Here is a 20,277-nt window from a genome sequence, read left to right as displayed (position 1 = left end):
ATGACGGACCGTAAGACCGAACTCGCCGCAAATCTGGCGAAAGTGGAGGAGCGCATCACCGCCGCCTGTGTGGCCGCCGGGCGCGAGCGGGAGGAGGTGACCCTGATCGTGGTCACCAAGACCTATCCGGCGAGCGATGTGCGGATCCTGTCGGAACTCGGTGTGCGCCATGTCGCCGAGAACCGTGACCAGGACGCGGCGCCGAAGGCCGCCGCGTGCGCGGATCTGCCGCTGAAATGGCACTTCGTCGGTCAGTTGCAGACGAACAAGGTGCGGTCCGTGGTCGGTTACGCGGATGTCGTGCAGTCCGTCGACCGTTCGCGGCTCGTCACGGCCCTGTCGAAGGAGGCCGTGCGGGCCGGGCGCGAGGTGGGCTGTCTCGTCCAGGTCGCGCTGGACGCGGGCGAACGCGCCCGCGGTGAGCGCGGGGGCGTGGCCCCCGGCGGAATCGAAGAGTTGGCCGATCTCGTCGCGGGCTCTGCGGGGCTGCGGCTCGACGGTCTGATGACCGTCGCTCCGCTCACCGGGGAGTACGCGGGACGCGAACAGGCGGCGTTTGAACGCCTCATGGATTTGTCGACTGACCTGCGCCGAGCCCATCCGGCTGCAACCATGGTGTCGGCAGGGATGAGTGCGGACCTCGAACAGGCCGTTGCCGCCGGGGCGACACATGTGCGCGTCGGCACCGCGGTACTCGGAGTCCGCCCCAGGCTCGGGTAACGTCGCCAGGAAGTCGGACCACAGCAGAAAATATGGTCAGTGCCTGCGAAGGCGGGCACAACGACCACGTGGATCGCGGGCACTTGGCAGTCGTCAGTCGATCCACCACAGAGCGGAGGACTCAGAGCATGGCCGGCGCGATGCGCAAGATGGCGGTCTACCTCGGCCTCGTGGAGGACGATGGGTACGACGGCCGCGGATTCGACCCCGACGACGACTTCGAGCCCGAGTTGGACCCGGAGCCGGAGCGGGACCATCGACGGCACGAATCTTCACACCAGCCGCACAGCGCACATCAGTCCCAAAGGGACGAAGAGGTGCGAATCGTGCAACCGCCCGCGCCCCGTGAGCCGGTGGCCCGTTCAACTTCGCTCGCCGCGGAATCCGGACGTCCGGCGCGCATCGCGCCCGTGGCATCCATCACACAAGAACGTCAGTCCCTCGAGAAGAACGCGCCGGTGATCATGCCCAAGGTTGTGTCCGAGCGAGAGCCTTACCGGATCACCACGCTTCACCCCCGGACCTACAACGAGGCCCGTACCATCGGGGAACACTTCCGTGAGGGCACCCCGGTGATCATGAATCTGACTGAGATGGATGACACAGACGCGAAGCGACTTGTCGACTTTGCGGCCGGTTTGGTGTTTGGTCTTCACGGCAGCATCGAGCGGGTGACGCAGAAGGTGTTCCTGTTGTCTCCTGCTAACGTCGATGTCACGGCGGAGGACAAGGCCCGCATCGCAGAGGGCGGGTTCTTCAACCAGAGCTGAGAAGCAGGTAACCGGATCGAGGCTCGGAAGAGCACGGAACAGGGGAGAGGGAAGCGCAGGCCATGAGCGTGTTCGTCACGGTGGTCCACACCGCGCTGCTGGTGTTCCTCGCCGTGCTCATCTTCCGGCTTGTCATGGATTACGTGTTCCAGTTCGCCCGCTCGTGGCAACCCGGCAAGGCGATGGTGGTCGTACTGGAGGCCACCTACACTGTCACCGATCCACCGCTGAAGCTTCTGCGGCGGTTCATCCCGCCGCTGCGTCTCGGGGGCGTGGCGCTCGACCTGTCCTTCTTCGTACTGATGATCATCGTCTACATCCTCCTCTCCATCACGGGGAGCTTCATGTGATGAGGGTGGACGATACGGTCTTGCCGACTGCCGATGACTACGTTGAGGTGAAGAGATGCCGTTGACCCCCGAGGACGTGCGGAACAAGCAGTTCACGACCGTCCGCCTCCGAGAAGGCTATGACGAGGACGAGGTCGATGCCTTCCTCGATGAGGTCGAAGCCGAACTGACCCGTCTGCTCCGCGAGAACGAGGACCTGCGCGCCAAGCTGGCCGCGGCGACCCGTGCGGCCGCGCAGAACCAGCAGAACATGCGCAAGGGCCCGCCGGACCAGGACCAGCAGCCCCACCCTCAGCAGCAGGGCATGCGAGGGCCCGGCGCGCCGGTGCCCGCCGGCATATCGGGCCCGCCGCAGCAGCAGATGGGCGGCCCCATGGGTGGCCCGCCCCAGCTGCCGAGCGGTGCCCCGCAGCTGCCCGCCGGTCCCGGCGGCCAGGGCGGCCCGCAGGGTCCCGGCCACATGGGCCAGGGTCCGATGGGTCAGGGCCCCATGGGTCAGGGCCCCATGGGTCAGGGCCCGATGGGTCAGGGCCCCATGGGTCAGGGTCCGATGGGTCAGGGTCCGATGGGTCAGGGCCCGATGGGCGGCCAGCAGCCGATGGGCATGGGCGGTCCCATGGGTGGACCCGGTATGCCCGGTCAGGGCCCCGGTGGCGACAGCGCCGCCCGAGTCCTCTCGCTGGCCCAGCAGACCGCCGACCAGGCGATCGCCGAGGCCCGCTCCGAGGCCAACAAGATCGTCGGCGAGGCCCGCAGCCGCGCCGAGGGTCTGGAGCGTGACGCCCGTGCCAAGGCCGACGCCCTGGAGCGGGACGCGCAGGAGAAGCACCGCGTCGCGATGGGCTCCCTGGAGTCCGCCCGGGCCACGCTGGAGCGCAAGGTCGAGGACCTGCGCGGCTTCGAGCGCGAGTACCGCACGCGCCTGAAGTCGTACCTCGAGTCCCAGCTGCGCCAGCTGGAGACCCAGGCCGACGACTCCCTGGCCCCGCCGCGCACCCCGGCGACCGCGTCCCTGCCGCCGTCCCCGGCGCCTTCCATGGCCCCGGCCGGCGCGAGCGCCCCGTCCTACGGCGGCAACCAGACGATGGGCGGCAACCCCGCTCCGTCCGCCCCGTCGTACGGCGGCCAGCAGCAGATGACCCCGGCCATGACCCAGCCCATGGCCCCGGTCCGTCCGCAGGGCCCGTCCCCGATGGGCCAGGCACCCTCGCCGATGCGCGGGTTCCTGATCGACGAGGACGACAACTGACAGGTCCCTGAGACCAGTACGACAACGGCGTCGGCAGCGTCCCTAGGGCGGGCCCCCAGGACTTCGGTCCCGGGGGCCCGCCCTTTTTACGCGGGTTGACGGGGGTGTTCGACGGGTCCCGTAGCCTGACCGCCATGAGCGGAAACGCCCTCCCTGGCGGGCGCCGGCCGATGAGGAAACGATCCGGCGGTGGGAAGCCCGGGCGGCCGAGGCGCGTACACAGCCCGCAGCGGCGGGACTTCCGGTGCGCGAGCCGGGACCGGACGGGTCCGCCGGAGCGGGGGCCGTGGTGGAGGCCGACCGGAGTGTGGGGACGGGCGGCGTCTCCATCGGCCGGGAACCCCCTCCCGCGCTGCGGGAGGCCGGGCGGTGGTGTCCGGCCGAACGGCGTTACCGGGACCCGGTACTTGCGCATACGACGATCCTCGAGGGCGCGATGATCGAGGCGATGCGAACGGTCCTCACCGCGGGTGGTTTCGTCCTTACCGGGCACCCGAACGATTCCGAGACCGGTGCGCTCTGCGTGAGCCGGGCACCGGACCGAGCGCTGCCGGCCGCACTGGGCCCGGACGCGGAACAGCGCCTGCCGGAAGACGGAAAGGACCCGGACTCCGCGACGGAGCCGGGCCCTTCCTCGGATGCGGCTAGGCCTTGTGCAGCCGGAAGGTGAGGGACAGGCCCTCTTCGGTGAAGGCGTCCCCGTAGCTGTCGTCGGCCTCGCCCTGGCCGAAGTCGGTCGCGAGGACCTCGTCGGCGATCAGTTCCGCGTGCTCGGACAGGGCCGCGACCACCGCCGGGTCCGTGGAGGTCCAGCGCAGCGCGATCCGGTCGGCCACATCCAGCCCGCTGTTCTTGCGGGCCTCCTGGATCAGCCGGATCGCGTCCCGGGCGAGGCCCGCCTGCCGCAGCTCCTCGGTGATCTCCAGGTCCAGGGCGACCGTGGCGCCGGAGTCGGAGGCCACCGACCAGCCCTCGCGCGGCGTCTCCGTGATGATCACCTCGTCGGGCGCGAGGGTGACCGTTTCGCCGTCGACCTCCACCGAGGCCGTCCCCTCGCGCAGCGCCAGCGACAGCGCCGCCGCGTCGGCGTTCGCGATCGCCTTCGCCACGTCCTGCACCCGCTTGCCGAACCGCTTGCCCAGCGCACGGAAGTTGGCCTTGGCCGTCGTGTCCACCAGGCTGCCGCCGACCTCGGACAGGGACGCCAGCGAGGAGACGTTCAGCTCCTCGGTGATCTGGGCGTGCAGCTCGGGGTCCAGGGACTCGAAGCCGCTCGCCGCGATCAGCGCGCGGGACAGCGGCTGGCGCGTCTTGACGCCCGACTCCGCGCGCGTGGCACGGCCCAGCTCCACCAGCCGGCGGACCAGGACCATCTGCTTCGACAGCTCCGGGTCGATCGAGAACGGGTCCTGCTGCGGCCACGCGGCCAGATGCACCGACTCCGGGACGCCCGGGGTCACCGGCACGACCAGGTCCTGCCACACCCGCTCGGCGATGAACGGGGTGATCGGCGCCATCAGCTTGGTGACCGTCTCCAGCACCTCGTGCAGCGTGCGCAGCGCGGCCTTGTCGCCCTGCCAGAAGCGGCGGCGCGAACGGCGGACGTACCAGTTGGACAGGTCGTCGACGAACGCGGACAGCAGCTTGCCGGCGCGCTGGGTGTCGTACGTCTCCAGCGCCTCGGTGACCTCGCCGGTGAGCGCGTGCAGCTCGGACAGCAGCCAGCGGTCGATCAGCGGGCGCTCGGCCGGGGCCGGGTCGGCCGCGCTGGGCGCCCAGTCGGACGTACGGGCGTACAGCGCCTGGAAGGCGACCGTGTTCCAGTACGTCAGCAGGGTCTTGCGCACGACCTCCTGGATCGTGCCGTGCCCGACCCGGCGGGCCGCCCACGGGGAGCCGCCGGCCGCCATGAACCAGCGCACCGCGTCCGCGCCGTGCTGGTCCATGAGCGGGATCGGCTGCAGGATGTTGCCCAGGTGCTTGGACATCTTGCGGCCGTCCTCGGCGAGGATGTGGCCCAGACAGACGACGTTCTCGTACGACGACTTGTCGAAGACCAGCGTGCCGACGGCCATCAGCGTGTAGAACCAGCCGCGGGTCTGGTCGATCGCCTCGGAGATGAACTGCGCCGGGTACCTGCTCTCGAACAGCTCCTTGTTCTTGTACGGGTAGCCCCACTGCGCGAACGGCATCGAACCCGAGTCGTACCAGGCGTCGATGACCTCCGGCACGCGCGTGGCCGTCCTGCCGCAGCCGTCCTGCGGGCAGGCGAAGGTGACCTCGTCGATGAACGGGCGGTGCGGGTCGAGGGCCGACTGGTCGGTGCCGGTCAGCTCGGTCAGCTCCGCGCGGGAGCCGACGCAGGTGAGGTGGTCGTCCTCACAGCGCCAGATCGGCAGGGGGGTGCCCCAGTAGCGGTTGCGGGACAGCGCCCAGTCGATGTTGTTGTTCAGCCAGTCGCCGAAGCGGCCGTGCTTGACCGTCTCAGGGAACCAGTTGGTCTTCTCGTTCTCCTGGATGAGGCGGTCCTTGATCGCCGTCGTGCGGATGTACCAGGAGGGCTGCGCGTAGTACAGCAGCGCGGTGTGACAGCGCCAGCAGTGCGGATAGCTGTGCTCGTACGGCAGGTGCTTGAAGAGGAGGCCGCGCTGCTGAAGATCCTCGGTGAGCTTCTCGTCGGCCTTCTTGAAGAAGACGCCGCCGACCAGCGGGACGTCCTCCTCGAAGGTGCCGTCGGGCCGGACGGGGTTCACGACCGGCAGGCCGTAGGAACGGCACACCTTGAGGTCGTCCTCACCGAAGGCGGGGGACTGGTGGACCAGACCCGTACCGTCCTCGGTCGTCACGTAGTCGGCGTTCACCACGTAGTGGGCCGGTTCCGGGAACTCCACCAGCTCGAACGGACGTTGGTACGTCCAGCGCTCCATCTCGGCGCCGGTGAAGGTCTGGCCGGTGCTCTCCCAGCCCTCGCCGAGCGCCTTGGCGAGCAGCGGCTCGGCGACGACGAGCTTCTGCGCGCCGTCGGTCGCGACGACGTAGGTGACCTCGGGGTGCGCGGCGACCGCCGTGTTGGACACCAGGGTCCAGGGGGTCGTCGTCCACACCAGGAGTGCGGCCTGGCCCGCGAGCGGACCGGAGGTGAGCGGGAAACGGACGTAGACGGAGGGGTCGACGACCGTCTCGTAGCCCTGCGCCAGCTCGTGATCGGACAGGCCGGTGCCGCAGCGCGGGCACCAGGGGGCGACACGGTGGTCCTGGACCAGCAGACCCTTGGTGAAGATCTCCTTCAGCGACCACCAGACCGACTCCACGTACTCGGGGTCCATGGTGCGGTAGGCGTCGTCCAGGTCGACCCAGTAGCCCATGCGGGTCGTCAGCTCGGCGAAGGCGTCGGTGTGCCGGGTCACCGACTCGCGGCACTTGGCGTTGAACTCGGCGATGCCGTACGCCTCGATGTCCTGCTTCCCGGAGAAGCCCAGCTCCTTCTCGACCGCCAGCTCGACCGGCAGGCCGTGGCAGTCCCAGCCGGCCTTGCGGGCCACGTGGTAGCCGCGCATGGTGCGGAAGCGGGGGAAGACGTCCTTGAAGACGCGCGCCTCGATGTGATGGGCGCCGGGCATGCCGTTCGCGGTGGGCGGGCCCTCGTAGAACACCCATTCCGGGCGGCCCTCGGACTGCTCCAGGCTCTTGGCGAAGATCTTCTGCTCGCGCCAGAAGTCGAGCACGGCGTGCTCAAGAGCGGGCAGGTCGACCTGTGCGGGCACCTGGCGGTACGTCGGCGCTGTCATCTGCGAGCATCCTCCAACGGACTTGCTTCCTTCCGTCGGAGGGACGAGAGCCTTCGATCCTGCCTACGCCGTGTGCGGCGCGCTCCCGCGGTACCACCCTCCTTGGCCCTCCGCCGCGCCCTACGCGCCGGTGGGCCCCCTCATTGGGGTCGCGAAGCCGGCTCTACTCGCCGCGGCGCTCGGACTGCGGCTTTCTTCCGGCGGCTCCGGGGTGATCTTCACGTCGCGCTCGCCCCCGGGCTCACACCGTCCCCGGGTCGCTCTGGGCTGCGTACGCCGCTACTCGTCCCCATCCACGCTTTTCGCTCCGCCCAGTGTACGGCGCCGCGCGGACAGCCGCGGACCGGTTTTCCCCCCGGGTCGCCGACCGGTTCCGCGCGCGCAGCGGTGGCGTGCCGCATGACGGTCCCGGATGACCCGAATGGCGAGGGGGACGGGTCCTCGGGTCCGCGGGGGGCGCGGCCCGGCGGATTACCCGGCGGGGAGCTGGGCACAACGGATGCAGGCCCGCTGCACGGGGGTGCGGGCGGGCGAATCGGGCGGTGTGCCCCGTTGCCGCGGGACTCAAGTCGATTTATCGTCCCAGCACGATTCGCGCGCAAAATCACAATATGTGAAGGGGTCCCGGCCATGGTGGCGAAAAAGACCGCCGTACAGCAGCCGGCGACCGGCCGTCGCAGGGGCGTTGTCGCCTCCGGCGCTGCGGCTGCCTCCGACGGTGAGGCCAAGGCAGTGGCCGGGAAGAAGAGGGCGACCGCGGGGAGGACGGCGGATCCGGCCGCGAGGAGGACGCCGACGACGGAGACGGCCGTGAAGGAGCCGGCCGCCGGGAAGGCGCCCGCGAGGACGGCCGCGAAGGAGACGGCTTCCCGGAAGTCGGCCGCCGAGGAGACGGCGGTCGCGCAGAAGGCTGCCGGGAGGTCCGCGGCGAAGGGGACGGCGACCAGGAGGAAGGCGGCGAAGGAGGCCACGGCCGAGGGGGCGGCTGCCGGGAAGACGTCGGCCGGGGCCGGCGCCCCCGGGAGGGCTGCGGCGGAGGAGACGGCCGCCGGCAGGGCTGCGGCGAAGGAGACGGCCGCCGGGAAGGCGGCCGGGCGGAAGACGGCCCCGCAGCGGAAGGCAGGCCCGAGGACCACCCCCAGCAGGGCGGCCGCGGAACACACGGCCCCCAGGAAGGCGGCGGCGCAGCACGCGGCGCCCGGGGAGGCGGCCGCGCAGCCCACGGCCGACGAGAAGGCGGGCGGCAAGAAGGCCGCCGTCAAGAAGGCACCGGCCGACAAGGCCGAAGTGAAGAAGGCCGCGGTCAAGAAGGCCGAGGTCAAGAAGGCTCCGGCGCAGAAGGCGGTCGTCGGTCACGCTGTGGTGGCCGGGACGGCATCGAAGAAGGCGGTGACCAGCAAGCAAGGCGGGAAGAAGGGGGTGGCGAAGGCGAAGGAGACGGTCGACGAGAAGCCGGTGGCGAAGAGGGCCGGCGGCGGGAGGGCGACCGCAGCGGGTGCCTCCACGAAGGCGGCCGGCACGAGCAGGGCCAACAAACCGGGCGCGGCGCGGGCCGCGAAGCAGACGGGAGCCACGACAGTGGTTGCGAAGAAGACTCCTGGCACGGCCACGGCGGAGACCGCCGTTCCCAAGGCGCGGGTCGCCGCGGCGGAGCCCGGCGAGCTGGCGGTGCGCCCCGGCGAGGACCCCTGGACCTCGGAAGAGGTCGCCGAGGCCCGCGCCGAGCTGCTGTCCGAGGCGCAGCGGCTGCAGGAGGAGATCAGCTCCTCCGAGGCCTCGCTCGCGGGCCTGATGCGGGACTCCGGGGACGGCGCGGGAGACGACCAGGCCGACATCGGCACCAAGAACATCACGCGCGAGCACGAGATGGCGCTGGCCGCGAGCGCGCGCGAGATGCTGATCCAGACCCAGCGCGCCCTGGATCGGCTGGAGACGGGTACGTACGGCCTGTGCGAGAACTGCGGCAACCCCATCGGCAAGGCCCGGATGCAGGCCTTCCCCCGCGCAACGCTGTGCGTCGAGTGCAAGCAGAAGCAGGAACGTCGCTCCTGAGTGGGCGCAGCGGTGCCGTAGTCTCGTCCTCAGTCAGGCACCTAGGTTGAGGGACTCACGTGGCAGAGGCGGAGCGCATCATCGGTACGCCGGACACCCCGGACGACAGCGGCGAGCAGACGGCGGCGGCCGGAGGGCCCGCCGGCTCCGGCGCGTCCGCCGCGGCCGGTGCGTCCGGCGCGGGCGAGCAGCAGGCCCCGGCGGACGTGCGGGGCCGCCGCGGCCGCCGGATCGCCGTGCTGTTCGCGGTGGCCGCGTTCGCCTACGTCCTCGATCTGATCAGCAAGACGCTGGTGGTCGCCAAGCTGGAGGGCCACGCGCCGATCAAGCTCCTCGGGGAGTGGCTGGAGCTGCACGCCATCCGCAACCCGGGCGCGGCCTTCGGCGTCGGCGCGGCCTTCACGATCATCTTCACACTGATCGCCGCGGCCGTGATCGTCGTGATCATGCGCCTGGCCCGCAAGCTGTACAGCTACCCGTGGGCGATCGCGCTCGGCCTGCTGCTCGGCGGTGCCCTCGGCAACCTCACCGACCGGATCTTCCGGTCGCCCGGGATCTTCGAGGGCGAGGTCGTGGACTTCATCGCGCCCAAGGGCTTCGCGGTCTTCAATCTGGCGGACTCGGCGATCGTGTGCGGCGGCATCCTCATCGTGCTGCTGTCCTTCCGGGGCCTGGACCCGGACGGCACGGTCCACAGGGACTGAGGCGCCCGCCCCAGCCGGTTTTCCACAGGCTCGTGCGGGCCTGTTCCACCCGTCCGGCATACTCGACGGGTGAGCACGATTCCCGAGATCCGTACCCTGCCCGTGCCCGACGGCCTGGAGGGCGAGCGCGTGGACGCCGCCATCTCCCGCATGTTCGGCTTCTCCCGCACCAAGGCGGCGGAGCTGGCCGCGGCCGGCAAGGTCCAGGTCGACGGCGCGGTGGTCGGCAAGTCCGAGCGGGTGAGCGGCGGTGCCTGGCTCGAGGTCGAGATGCCGCAGGCGCCCGCGCCGGTGCAGGTGGTCGCCGAGCCGGTCGAGGGCATGGAGATCGTGCACGACGACGATGACGTGGTCGTGATCGTCAAGCCGGTGGGCGTGGCCGCGCACCCCTCTCCGGGCTGGAGCGGCCCCACGGTCATCGGCGGTCTCGCCGCCGCCGGCTACCGGATCTCCACCTCCGGCGCCGCCGAGCGCCAGGGCATCGTGCACCGCCTGGACGTCGGAACCTCCGGCTTGATGGTGGTCGCCAAGTCGGAGCGGGCGTACACGTCGCTCAAGCGCCAGTTCAAGGAGCGCACGGTCGACAAGCGCTACCACACCCTGGTCCAGGGCCACCCCGACCCGACGAGCGGCACCATCGACGCCCCGATCGGCCGCCACCCGAACCACGACTACAAGTGGGCGGTCACGGCCGACGGCAAGCCCTCGGTGACGCACTACGACCTCGTCGAGGCGTTCCGGGCCGCCTCCCTGCTGGATGTGAAGCTGGAGACCGGCCGCACCCACCAGATCCGCGTCCACATGTCCGCCCACCGCCACCCCTGCGTAGGCGACCTCACCTACGGCGCCGACCCCACCCTCGCCAAGCGGCTGCGCCTGACCCGCCAGTGGCTGCACGCCGTGCGCCTCGGCTTCGAGCACCCCGAGGACGGACAGTGGGTGGAGTTCGAGAGCGACTACCCGGAGGACCTGCGGAAGGCCCTCGACCAGGTCCGTGAGGAGACGTACGCGTGAGCGTGCCCTACACCGTCCGGATCGCCGACGACCCCGCCGACCGCGAGGCCTGCTTCGCCGTCCGCAAGGAGGTCTTCGTCCGCGAGCAGGGCGTCGACGAGGACATCGAGTACGACGCCTACGACGCGGTCGCCGTGCATGTGCTGGCGATCCGTGAGGACGGCACGCCGCTCGGCACGGGGCGTCTGCTGCACGGCGAGGCCGCGGCGGCGAAGACGGGCGGTGACGTCTCGGTGGGCTCCCTGGGGCGGCTCGCCGTCTCCCGCGAGGCCCGCGGGCTCGGCGTCGGCGCGGCCCTGGTGCGGGCCGTCGAGGACGCGGCACGCGCGCGTGGCCTGACCGCGGTGGACCTGCACGCGCAGACCCAGGCCCTGGGCTTCTACGAGCGCCTCGGTTACGCGGCGTACGGCGCGGAGTTCCAGGACGCGGGCATCCCGCACCGGGCGATGCGCCGGGCCCTGTAGGCCTGCGCCGAGCCCCGCGGGGTCCTGCGCCGAGCCCCGCGGCGGGCGTTCGCGCGGGCCGGGTGGCAGGCTTGAGGTCTGCGTGTGATCGTCGACCCCCGGAGTGCCGGCCTTGGATCAGTTGGCTCTGCTGTTCGTCCTGTTGCTCGGAGCCCTGGTCAGCGTGCCGGTGGGGGACCGGCTGGGCGTGCCGGCACCGGTGCTGATGACGCTGTTCGGCGGCGTCCTGGCGGTGGCCGACTTCGTGCCCGACGTGGACATCCCGCCGGAGCTGATTCTGCCCGGGCTGCTTCCGCCGCTGCTCTACGCGGCCGTACGGCGCACCTCCTGGCGGCAGTTCGCCGCCAACGTCCGCCCGATCTTCCTGCTGGCCGTGGCGCTGGTGTTCGTGACGATGGTGTGCGTGGCGTTCGTGGCCGGCGCGATCGTGCCTGGGCTGCCGCTCGCCGCCGCCGTCGCGCTCGGCGCGCTGATCGCCCCGCCCGACCCGGTCGCCGTGACCAGTGTCGCGGGGCAGCTCGGGCTGCCGCGCCGCCTGGTGTCGATCCTGGAGGGCGAGGGGCTCTTCAACGACGTCACCGCGATCGTGCTGTACCACGTGGCGGTCGCCGCTGTGGTGAGCGGCTCGTTCTCGCCGTGGGGGGCCGGCCTGGACTTCGTGCTGTCCGCCGTGGTCGCGGTGGTCGTGGGTCTGGCGCTCGGCTGGGGCGCCAACAGGGTGATGGACCTGCTGGGTGATCCGACCCTGCAGATCGGCATGACTCTGCTGGTGCCGTACGCCTCCTACGTGCTGGCGGAGAAACTGCACGGCTCCGGGGTGCTCGCGGTGCTCACCACGGCGCTGTTCCTCGCCGAGTACGCCACCGGCGCCGACGACGTGATGACCCGGCTGGCCGGGCACACCTTCTGGGACATCATCGACACCCTCGTCACCGGAGTCGCCTTCGGGCTCATCGGTCTCGAACTGCACAACGCCATCCGTACCGCCCAGGGACGCTGGGGCGAGCTGCTCGGCTGGGCCGGAGCGGTCGTGGGCGTGGTGATCGTCGTACGGCTGGTGTGGCTGCTGCCGGCGACCTGGCTGACCAAGCGGCTGCACGCGCTGCGCGACTACGACGAGGAGATCCCGGTCAGCTGGCGGGAGACCGTCGTGATGTGGTGGTCCGGGATGCGCGGGGTGGCCTCGGTGGCGCTGGCGCTGGCCCTCCCGCTGAAGACCGAGGACGGCTCCCCGTTCCCCGACCGCGACGAGATCATCTTCATCGCCTTCGGAGTCATCGTCGTCACGCTGGTGCTGCAGGGGCTCACGCTGCCCTCCCTGGTGAGGTGGCTGCGCGTGCAGGCGGACTCCGAGCGGGAGAAGGAGTTCGAGAAGGAGCTGGCGGTGCGGGCCGCGCGGGCGGCCAAGCGCAGGCTGCGGGAGATCGAGCAGGTGGAGGAGCTGCCCGAGGACCTGTCCGAGCAGATGCTGCGGCGGGCCTTCGACATCGGGATCCGGATCAGTCCCGACATGGGCGAGGAGGAGCGGCGGGAGGCTCAGCACCAGCGGGCCAAGCGGCTGAGACGGGTCAGGAACATCCAGAACGAGATGCTGAGTGCGGCGCGGCACGCGGTGCTGGCGGCGCGGAGCGAGCCGGGGGCGGATCCGGAGATCGTCGACCGGGTGCTCAGGCATCTGGACGTGCGCAGCCTGCGATGATCCCGCCGTTCCGGCACCGCGGCGACCCCTGTGCACAGGCAGTCATACAAACGTGCCGGACCTGTGGACGAATACCGGCATCGCCGGCGATCGGCTCCTAGTCTCGGATCATGACGCGCAACATTGTGATCAGTGGTGGTGGTACGGGCATCGGGCTGGCGACGGCACAGGCGTTCGCGGCGGACGGCGACCAGGTGCTGTTGCTCGGGCGGCGTGCGGAGGTCCTCCAGAAGGCCGGCGTACCCGGGGCGCTGACCCATGCCGCGGATCTCTCCGAGCCGGAGCAGGTGCGCGGGGTGGCCCGGTTCGTCGGTGACCGGCTGGGCACCGTCGACGTGCTCGTGCACGCTGCCGGCGGTGCCGGGCATCTGGAGCCGCCGGCCGTCGGCGACGACCCCCTCGACCGCGTGGCCCATGCCTGGACCGTCACCTTCCGGCAGAACGTCCTGACCGCCGCGCTCCTCACCGAAGCGCTCAAGGACCGGCTCGCCGAGCCCGGCGGGCGGGTGCTGTTCATCAGTTCCATCGCCGCCTACCGGGGTTCCGGCAGCGGCGCCTACGCGGCGGCCAAGGCCGGACTGCACCCCTACGCGCACGACCTGGCCCGCGAGCTGGGGACGCGCGGCATCACCGTGAACGTGGTCGCGCCGGGGTACATCGAGGACACCGAGTTCTTCGGGGACACCATGGACGAGGACCGGCGGGCCCGGCTCATCGCCGACACGGTGACCGGCCGCGCCGGGATACCGGGGGACGTGGCCACGACCGTGCACTGGCTGGCCTCGCCCGGCGCCGGGCACGTCACCTCACAGGTCATCCAGGTGAACGGAGGCGCCGAGCGGGGCCGCTGAGACGCGCTCCGGTCAGCTCCGGCCGATGCGCGAGAAGTCGTGGTCCTTGCCGAGCGGGGCGCCGTCCGGGGACGGGAGGCGTTGCGGCGGGAGCACCGCCTCGGAGGTGTTGACCCGGGGGAGCGCGTAGGGGTGCTCCTGCGCCAGCCAGGTGATCATCTGCTCGCGGACGGCGACCCGCACCGTCCAGATGTCGTCGGCGTCCTTCGCCGTCATCAGAGCGCGCACCTGGACGGTGCTGGGCGTGCTGTCCGTGATCACGAGGCTGTAGGCCCGGCCGTCCCAGGCGGGGCTCTCGCGCAGGATGTCCCGCAGCTTCTCGCGCATCGCCTCGACGGGCGCGCTGTGGTCGAGGTGCCAGAAGACGGTGCCGGTCATCTGCGGGGTGCCCCGCGACCAGTTCTCGAAGGGCTTGGAGGTGAAGTACGACACCGGCATGGTGATCCGGCGTTCGTCCCAGGTCCGTACGGTCAGAAAGGTCAGGGTGATCTCCTCGACGGTGCCCCACTCGCCGTCCACGACGACCGTGTCGCCGATGCGCACCATGTCGCCGAAGGCGATCTGCAGCCCGGCGAACATGTTGGACAGGGTCGACTGGGCGGCCACACCGGCGATGGCGGCGATGATGCCCGCCGAAGCCAGCAGGGAGGCGCCGGCCGTGCGCATCGCCGGGAACGTCAGCAGCATGGAGGCGATCGCCACGACGATCACGATCGCCGACACCACCCGCATGATCAGTTCCACCTGGGTGCGCACCCTGCGCACCCGGGCGGCGTCCCGGTGCATCCGGGCGTAGCGGCTGTAGGTGGTCTCGACGACCGCCGCGGCGATCCGGATCACCAGCCAGGCGGCGGAACCGATCAGCACCAGCGTCAGTGTCCGGCCGATGCCGGTCTGGTGCCGCTCCAGCACCTTGGCCTGGTCGTACGACCCTCTCAGCAGGGCGGCGCACAGCACGAGCTGGTAGGGGACGCTGGCGCGGCGCAGCAGCTCCCACAGGGGCGAGTCGTGGTCGCGTCCGTCGGCCTTGCGTAGCAGCCGGTCGGTTGCCCAGCCGATGGCCAGGGTGAGCAGCACCGAGCCGCCGACGACGATCACAGGACGGAGTACGTTCTCCATGCCTCCGCTCCTAACCGGTGCCTGGCGCAGATGAACATGTGAGTTCGGCGCATTCCGGGGTACGGCGGCTCCGGCACCGGCGTACCGGCTGGCACCATGGCCTCATGAACATCATGCTTTTTCACTCGGCCTACGGCCTCAGGCCCGCGGTGCGCGACGCGGCGGACCGGCTGCGCACGGCGGGCCACGAAGTGTGGACGCCGGACCTCTTCGAGGGACGCACGTTCGACACCGTCGAGGACGGCATGGAGTTCAAGGAGCGCATCGGCAAGGAGGAGCTTCTGAAGCGGGCCGTGCTGGCGGCGGCCCCCTACTCCGACCGCGGGCTGGTGTACGCCGGGTTCTCGCTCGGCGCCTCCATCGCCCAGACCCTCGCCCTCGGCGACGACAAGGCGCGCGGGCTGCTGCTTGTGCACGGAACCTCGGACATCGCGCCGACCGCCCAGGTGGACGACCTGCCGGTGCAGCTGCACGTGGCCGAGCCGGACCCGTTCGAGACGGACGACTGGCTGAGCGCCTGGTATCTGCAGATGGGCCGCGCCGGAGCCGATGTGGAGGTCTACCGGTACCCGGGCGCCGGCCACCTCTACACCGACCCCGAGCTGCCGGACTACGACGCGGAGGCCGCCGAGGCCACCTGGCGGGTGGCGTTCGGCTTCCTCGACAGCCTGCGGACGGAGTGAGCGCCGGTCACACCGGGTCGTAGGTGCGCTCGACCTTCTGTGTGCCGCTGCGGGTGCGGTAGGAGCGCACCCACTTGGAGGTGGCGTTCGCGTCGGTGCGGTCGGACAGGACGTAGTAGTCCATCTGGGCGCGGTCGGCGGTGATGTCCAGCACGCCGTAGCCGTGCCGGTCGGTGTCCACCCAGTGGACGTGCCGGTTGGCGGCCTCGATGAGCGGCGCGGCGACCACGGAGACCGTGCCCTCGGGGACCTTGACGATGTCGTCGAGGTTGTCGGAGGTCACCGACGTGATCACGAACTCCGTGGCCGCCGACGGCGACAGAGGGTAGGTACCCGCGTCCACCGGCACGTCGTTGGCCCAGGACATGTGGATGTCACCGGTCAGGAAGACGGTGTTGCCGATGGCGTTCGAGCGCAGGTGGTCGAGGAGTTCGCGGCGGTCGTGCGTGTAGCCGTCCCACTGGTCGGTGTTGAGGCCGATGCCGTCCTGCGGCAGGTCGAGCAGCTTGGCGAGCGGCTTGAGCAGGTCGGCGGTGAGGGAGCCGATGACGAACGGCGCGATCATCACGGAGTTGCCGACCAGCCGCCACTTGGTGTCGGAGGCCTTCAACCCCGCCTTCAGCCAGTCCAGCTGGGCGCGGCCGGTGATCGTCCGGTTCGGGTCGTCCACCGAGCCGTTGCCCGCGGACGCCTGCTGGGAGCGGAAGGAGCGCAGGTCCAGCAGGGACAGATCGGCGAGCCTGCCGAAGCGCAGCCGCCGGTAGGTGGTGCCCTCGATCGCCGGACGCACCGGCATCCACTCGAAGTAGGCCTGCTTGGCGGCCGCCTTGCGGGCGGTCCAGGTGCCCTCGGCGCCCTCGGTGTGGTTGACGGCACCGCCCGACCAGGCGTTGTCGGCGAACTCGTGGTCGTCCCAGATCGCGATGACCGGAGCCTTCAGGTGCAGGGCCTGCAGGTCGGGGTCGGTCTTGTACTTGCCGTGCCGGACCCGGTAGTCGGTGAGCGTGATGATCTCGTTGGCGGGCGCGTGCGGGCGGACGACCGTGCCGCGGGCCGCGTATTCGCCCGACTTGTACTCGTAGATGTAGTCGCCGAGGTGCAGCCAGGCGTCCAGGTCGTTGCGGGTCGCGAGGTGGCGGTAGGAGGCGAAGTAGCCGGCCTCCCAGTTGGCGCAGGTGACCACGCCGAAGCGCAGTCCGGACACGTTCGCGTCCGCTGCCGGCGCGGTACGGGTGCGGGCCACCGGGGAGTCGGTGCCGCCGGACGAGAACCGGAACCAGTAGTCGGTCGCCGGTTCCAGGCCGCGGACGTCGGCCTTCACGGTGTGGTCGGCGGCGGCGGTCGCGGTGACGGAGCCCTTGGCGACGATGGCGGTGAACGCCTTGTCCCTGGCGACGACCCAGCTCACCTCGGTGTCCGGGCCGACCCCGGAGCCGGGTATGGCCTCGGGGGTGGGGGTCACCCGGGTCCACAGCAGGATGCCGTCGGGCAGCGGGTCGCCGGAGGCGACACCGTGCAGGAAGGCGGGGGCCTGGTCGGCGGCGCGCGCCGGAAGACCGGCGGCCAGTGGGCCGGCCAGCACAGCCGTCGCCGCCGCGGCCTTGACGACCGTACGGCGGCGAGGTGAGAACGAGTTGCGGCCTTCGGCGGCCGGAAGTGATCTGTTTCGACTGGTCACGGCCGATCAGGTTACTGACCGGTACGCACGCGGGAGCGGGCGAACTCGCAATGTTCGCCCGCTCTTCACGGGAAGGACGGATTCCGCCGGGCCGTCAGCCCTTGAGGGCCGCGCCGAGGGCCTTGCCGAAGTCGGCCTCGTTCATCGGCGGGTTCTTGCCGTCGGGGCCCGTCAGCGTCTTGCCGTCCATCTTCAGGGTCGGGGTGCCCTGGATGCGGTCCTTGTCGAAGATCTTCGACTCCTCCAGCGCCCACCGGTCGTAGGTGCCGTCCTTCACGGCCTTCTGGAACGCCACGTTGCCCTTCAGTGCCGGGACCGTGTCGGCGATCTTGAGCAGGTAGGCGTCGTCCTTGAACTTGTCGACGGTCTCGTCGGGGTGCCACTTCGTCGAGTACATCGCGGCCTTGTACTCGAGGAACGCCTCGGGGCTGACGTTCAGCGCGGCGCCCAGGGCGCTGAGCGCGTTCTTGGAACCCACGCCGGGCAGGTTCTTGTCGAGGAAGGTCGCACCGACGTAGTGGAGCTTGAACGTGCCGTCGTCGATGTCCTTCTTCACCGTCGAGCCGACGCTCTGCTCGAACTGTGCGCAGACCGGGCAGCGCGGGTCCTCGTAGATGGTCAGGGTCTTCTTGGCGGTGCTCTTGCCGAGGACGACGGTGGTGCCGTCCGCGCCCGTGGTGTTGGCCGGCTTCACGAGCGGCTTGTCCTTCGCGGCGTCCCAGCCGGTGGGCTGGTTCGCCTGGACGACGGCGTAGCCGATGCCGCCGGCCGCGGCCAGCACGGCCACGACCGAGGCGGCCACGATGCCCTGCCGCTTGGCCTTGTCGCGCTTGGCCTGCCGTTCGCGTTCCTCGCGCAGCCGCTCCCGGGCCGCCGTCTTCGCCGTCTGGCTGTTCCGCTTGCTCATGTTGGTGATCTCCGTGTGGGACGCGCACATGCCGTACGCGGGATACGTGTGGGGGGACTCGGTGTGCTCAGGCCTCGCCGCTCAGCCGGCGGCGAGAGCGGGCGAACACGGTGGTCCCCGTCGTCCCAGGGAGTGCACGAGAAGCCGGTCGCGGGCGGCGGCCCGGCGCGGGGCCGGACGCGGCAGCCGGCGGACCGGGGTCAGCCGGAGGGTGACCGCGGCCACCGCGAGCAGCAGCGGCCGGAAGGTGGTGGCGCCGACCGCGCGCAGCAGCTGCACCAGCGCCCGCTCGCCCCGGCGCAGCCAGGCGGCGGCGAGCAGGCCCACGCCGACGTGCGCGGCGAGCAGCAGCCAGGCGGCCGTCGGCGAGGCGTGGGCGAGCAGGGCCTCGGGACGGCCGTGGGCTCCGGTCACCTGGGCCAGCGGGGTGCCGACCGCACCGCCCTCGCACAGCACCTTGAAGCCGAACGCGTGCAGCGGGCCGGCGATGGGGCCGCCGGCGCGGCCGTAGCAGGTGTGCTGACCGGTGGTGAACACCGTGTCGGCGGCCAGTTCCAGCGGGATCAGCAGTGACGCGATCCGGCCGAAGCCGCGCTCGCGGCCCGCCAGCGCGAACGCGGTGGCGAACACGCCGGCGCAGACCGCCAGCACGGTCGCCACCGGCAGCGGGGCCCGGGACAGCAGGACGTGCGACGCGGTGCTGAGCGTCACGACGACAGCCGTGAACAGCGCCGCGCGCACGGCTCTGAGCTGGATCCCGGATATGTCCATGGTGAAAGAAGAGTGTGTCACGTACGCGGTTAAGGGACCCCTAAAGAGTGCCTGTGAGTGCCCGAAGGTTACAGGCCCGGAATCCGGCCGTTGCGGAACAGGTCGACGAAGATCTGGTGGTCGGCACGCGCGCGTGCGCCGTAGCCGTGCGCGAAGTCCACCAGGAGGGGCGCGAAGCCCTCCTCGTCGGCGGCGATGGCGGCGTCGATGGCGCGCTCGGTGGAGAACGGCACCAGGGACTCGCCCGAGGTGTCGTCCGCCGCCGCGTGCATCGCCGCGGTGGCCCGGCCCAGGTCGGCGACGACCTGCGCGATCTCCTCCGGGTCGTCGATGTCGTCCCAGTCCAGGTCGACTGCGTACGGCGAGACCTCGGCCACCAGCTGGCCCGCGCCGTCCAGCTCGGTCCAGCCCAGCCACGGGTCGGCGTGCGCCTGCAGGGCGCGCTGGGAGATCACCGTGCGGTGGCCCTCGTGCTGGAAGTAGCCGGCGATGGCTGGATCCGTGATGTGCCGGGAGACGGCCGGGGTCTGGGCCTGCTTGATGTAGATCACGACGTCGTTCTCCAGAGCGTCGCTGTGGCCCTCGAGAAGGATGTTGTACGACGGCAGGCCGGCCGAGCCGATGCCGATGCCGCGGCGGCCGACGACGTCCTTCACGCGGTAGGAGTCCGGGCGGGCCAGGGAGGAGTCCGGCAGCGTCTCCAGATAGCCGTCGAAGGCCGCGAGCACCTTGTAGCGGGTGGCCGCGTCCAGCTCGATGGAGCCGCCGCCCGGTGCGAAGCGGCGCTCGAAGTCGCGGATCTCGGTCATCGACTCCAGCAGCTCGAAACGGGTGAGCGAGCGGGCGGCACGCAGCGCGCCCAGCAGCGGGCCGTCCGCGGTGTCCAGGGTGAACGGCGGCACCTCGTCGCTCTTCGCGCCCGTGGCCAGGGCGTGGATGCGCTCGCGGTAGGCGTCGGCGTAGGTCCGCACGAGCTCGGTGATCTGCTCGTCGCTGAGCGCCTTCGCGTACCCGACGAGCGCGATCGACGCCGAGAAGCGCTTCAGGTCCCAGGTGAACGGGCCGACGTAGGCCTCGTCGAAGTCGTTGACGTTGAAGACCAGGCGGCCGTTGGAGTCCATGTACGTACCGAAGTTCTCCGCGTGCAGATCGCCGTGGATCCACACGCGCGAGGTGCGGTCGTCCAGAAACGGACCGCCCCGCTTCGACCCGAAATCCTTGTTCGCACTCAGGTCGTGGTAGAAGAGGCACGCCGTGCCCCGGTAGAACGCGAAGGCCGAGGCCGCCATCTTCCGGAACTTCACCCGGAACGCGGCCGGGTCGGCGGCCAGGAGCCGGCCGAAGGCGGTCTCGAAGACGGCGAGGATCTCCTCGCCGCGCTGCTCGTCGTGGAGCTGGGGGACCGACATCGCTGGGTGCCTCCTGGTGCGGAACGGGTGGTGCATGAAGGTGCATGAA

At 70.9% G+C, this 20,277-nt stretch carries 17 protein-coding genes; 11 read left to right on the top strand and 6 right to left on the bottom strand.

Annotated features, from left to right (window positions below):
* The 4 genes from ABZ919_RS24830 (at position 1) to ABZ919_RS24815 (ending at position 3,089) form a co-directional block, all read left to right on the top strand.
* Entirely contained in the window at positions 1-720 is a 720-nt protein-coding gene (locus tag ABZ919_RS24830; protein ID WP_361251712.1) for a YggS family pyridoxal phosphate-dependent enzyme, read from the top strand.
* 128 nt (positions 721-848) lie between these two features.
* A complete protein-coding gene (gene sepF / locus ABZ919_RS24825) occupies positions 849-1,490 on the top strand; it encodes a cell division protein SepF (protein ID WP_361251709.1) in 642 nt (213 codons plus the stop codon).
* A gap of 62 nt (positions 1,491-1,552) precedes the next feature.
* Positions 1,553-1,840: a YggT family protein gene (locus ABZ919_RS24820; RefSeq protein WP_055707297.1), complete on the top strand. Its 288-nt coding sequence runs from the start codon at positions 1,553-1,555 to the stop codon at positions 1,838-1,840.
* Positions 1,841-1,895: 55 nt separating this feature from the next.
* Positions 1,896-3,089 (top strand): DivIVA domain-containing protein, encoded by a 1,194-nt coding sequence (locus ABZ919_RS24815; protein WP_361251705.1) that lies wholly within the window; start codon positions 1,896-1,898, stop codon positions 3,087-3,089.
* Positions 3,090-3,733: 644 nt separating this feature from the next.
* Here the strand turns inward: ABZ919_RS24815 and ileS are convergent.
* Complete coding sequence (ileS, locus tag ABZ919_RS24810) at positions 3,734-6,877, bottom strand: isoleucine--tRNA ligase (protein ID WP_361251702.1); 3,144 nt, start codon at positions 6,875-6,877, stop codon at positions 3,734-3,736.
* A gap of 630 nt (positions 6,878-7,507) precedes the next feature.
* Here ileS and ABZ919_RS24805 point away from each other — a divergent pair.
* From ABZ919_RS24805 to ABZ919_RS24780, 6 genes are all read left to right on the top strand, one after another.
* Positions 7,508-8,929: a TraR/DksA C4-type zinc finger protein gene (locus ABZ919_RS24805; RefSeq protein ID WP_361251699.1), complete on the top strand. Its 1,422-nt coding sequence runs from the start codon at positions 7,508-7,510 to the stop codon at positions 8,927-8,929.
* Positions 8,930-8,988: 59 nt separating this feature from the next.
* Positions 8,989-9,633: a signal peptidase II gene (gene lspA / locus ABZ919_RS24800; protein ID WP_361251696.1), complete on the top strand. Its 645-nt coding sequence runs from the start codon at positions 8,989-8,991 to the stop codon at positions 9,631-9,633.
* Between the two features lie 69 nt (positions 9,634-9,702).
* Positions 9,703-10,647, top strand: coding sequence for an RluA family pseudouridine synthase (locus ABZ919_RS24795; RefSeq protein WP_361251693.1), 945 nt, complete (start codon positions 9,703-9,705; stop codon positions 10,645-10,647).
* Complete coding sequence (locus ABZ919_RS24790; RefSeq protein WP_361251691.1) at positions 10,644-11,111, top strand: GNAT family N-acetyltransferase; 468 nt, start codon at positions 10,644-10,646, stop codon at positions 11,109-11,111. Before ABZ919_RS24795 ends, ABZ919_RS24790 begins: the two co-directional genes overlap by 4 nt.
* 112 nt (positions 11,112-11,223) lie before the next feature.
* Positions 11,224-12,810, top strand: coding sequence for a Na+/H+ antiporter (locus ABZ919_RS24785; RefSeq protein ID WP_361251688.1), 1,587 nt, complete (start codon positions 11,224-11,226; stop codon positions 12,808-12,810).
* 110 nt (positions 12,811-12,920) lie between these two features.
* Positions 12,921-13,661 carry an SDR family oxidoreductase gene (locus ABZ919_RS24780; RefSeq protein WP_361251686.1) on the top strand — a complete coding sequence of 247 codons (741 nt, stop codon included), beginning with the start codon at positions 12,921-12,923 and terminating at the stop codon, positions 13,659-13,661.
* Positions 13,662-13,673: 12 nt separating this feature from the next.
* On the opposite strand, the gene ABZ919_RS24775 is transcribed toward ABZ919_RS24780, so the two are convergent.
* Positions 13,674-14,780, bottom strand: a complete 1,107-nt coding sequence (locus ABZ919_RS24775; RefSeq protein WP_361251683.1) for a mechanosensitive ion channel domain-containing protein — start codon at positions 14,778-14,780, stop codon at positions 13,674-13,676.
* Positions 14,781-14,884: 104 nt separating this feature from the next.
* Between ABZ919_RS24775 and ABZ919_RS24770 the strand changes: the two genes are divergently transcribed.
* Positions 14,885-15,463, top strand: a complete 579-nt coding sequence (locus ABZ919_RS24770; RefSeq protein ID WP_361251680.1) for a dienelactone hydrolase family protein — start codon at positions 14,885-14,887, stop codon at positions 15,461-15,463.
* Between the two features lie 7 nt (positions 15,464-15,470).
* Here ABZ919_RS24770 and ABZ919_RS24765 read toward each other — a convergent pair whose 3' ends face one another.
* The 4 genes from ABZ919_RS24765 to ABZ919_RS24750 form a co-directional block, all read right to left on the bottom strand.
* The gene (locus tag ABZ919_RS24765) at positions 15,471-17,141 is read right to left on the bottom strand and encodes an alkaline phosphatase D family protein (protein WP_361251677.1); all 1,671 of its coding nucleotides are present in this window, start codon (positions 17,139-17,141) and stop codon (positions 15,471-15,473) included.
* A 94-nt stretch (positions 17,142-17,235) separates the two neighbouring features.
* Entirely contained in the window at positions 17,236-18,048 is an 813-nt protein-coding gene (locus tag ABZ919_RS24760; protein ID WP_361251674.1) for a thioredoxin domain-containing protein, read from the bottom strand.
* 81 nt (positions 18,049-18,129) lie between these two features.
* A complete protein-coding gene (locus ABZ919_RS24755; RefSeq protein ID WP_361251671.1) occupies positions 18,130-18,819 on the bottom strand; it encodes a hypothetical protein in 690 nt (229 codons plus the stop codon).
* A gap of 68 nt (positions 18,820-18,887) precedes the next feature.
* Positions 18,888-20,228, bottom strand: coding sequence for a DUF2252 domain-containing protein (locus ABZ919_RS24750; RefSeq protein ID WP_361251669.1), 1,341 nt, complete (start codon positions 20,226-20,228; stop codon positions 18,888-18,890).
* Positions 20,229-20,277: the final 49 nt, after the last annotated feature.

Source organism: Streptomyces sp. NPDC046759 (assembly GCF_040645475.1).
In the GTDB taxonomy this organism is placed as follows: Bacteria; Actinomycetota; Actinomycetes; order Streptomycetales; family Streptomycetaceae; genus Streptomyces.
This window is presented reverse-complemented; position numbering and strand designations above follow the sequence as displayed.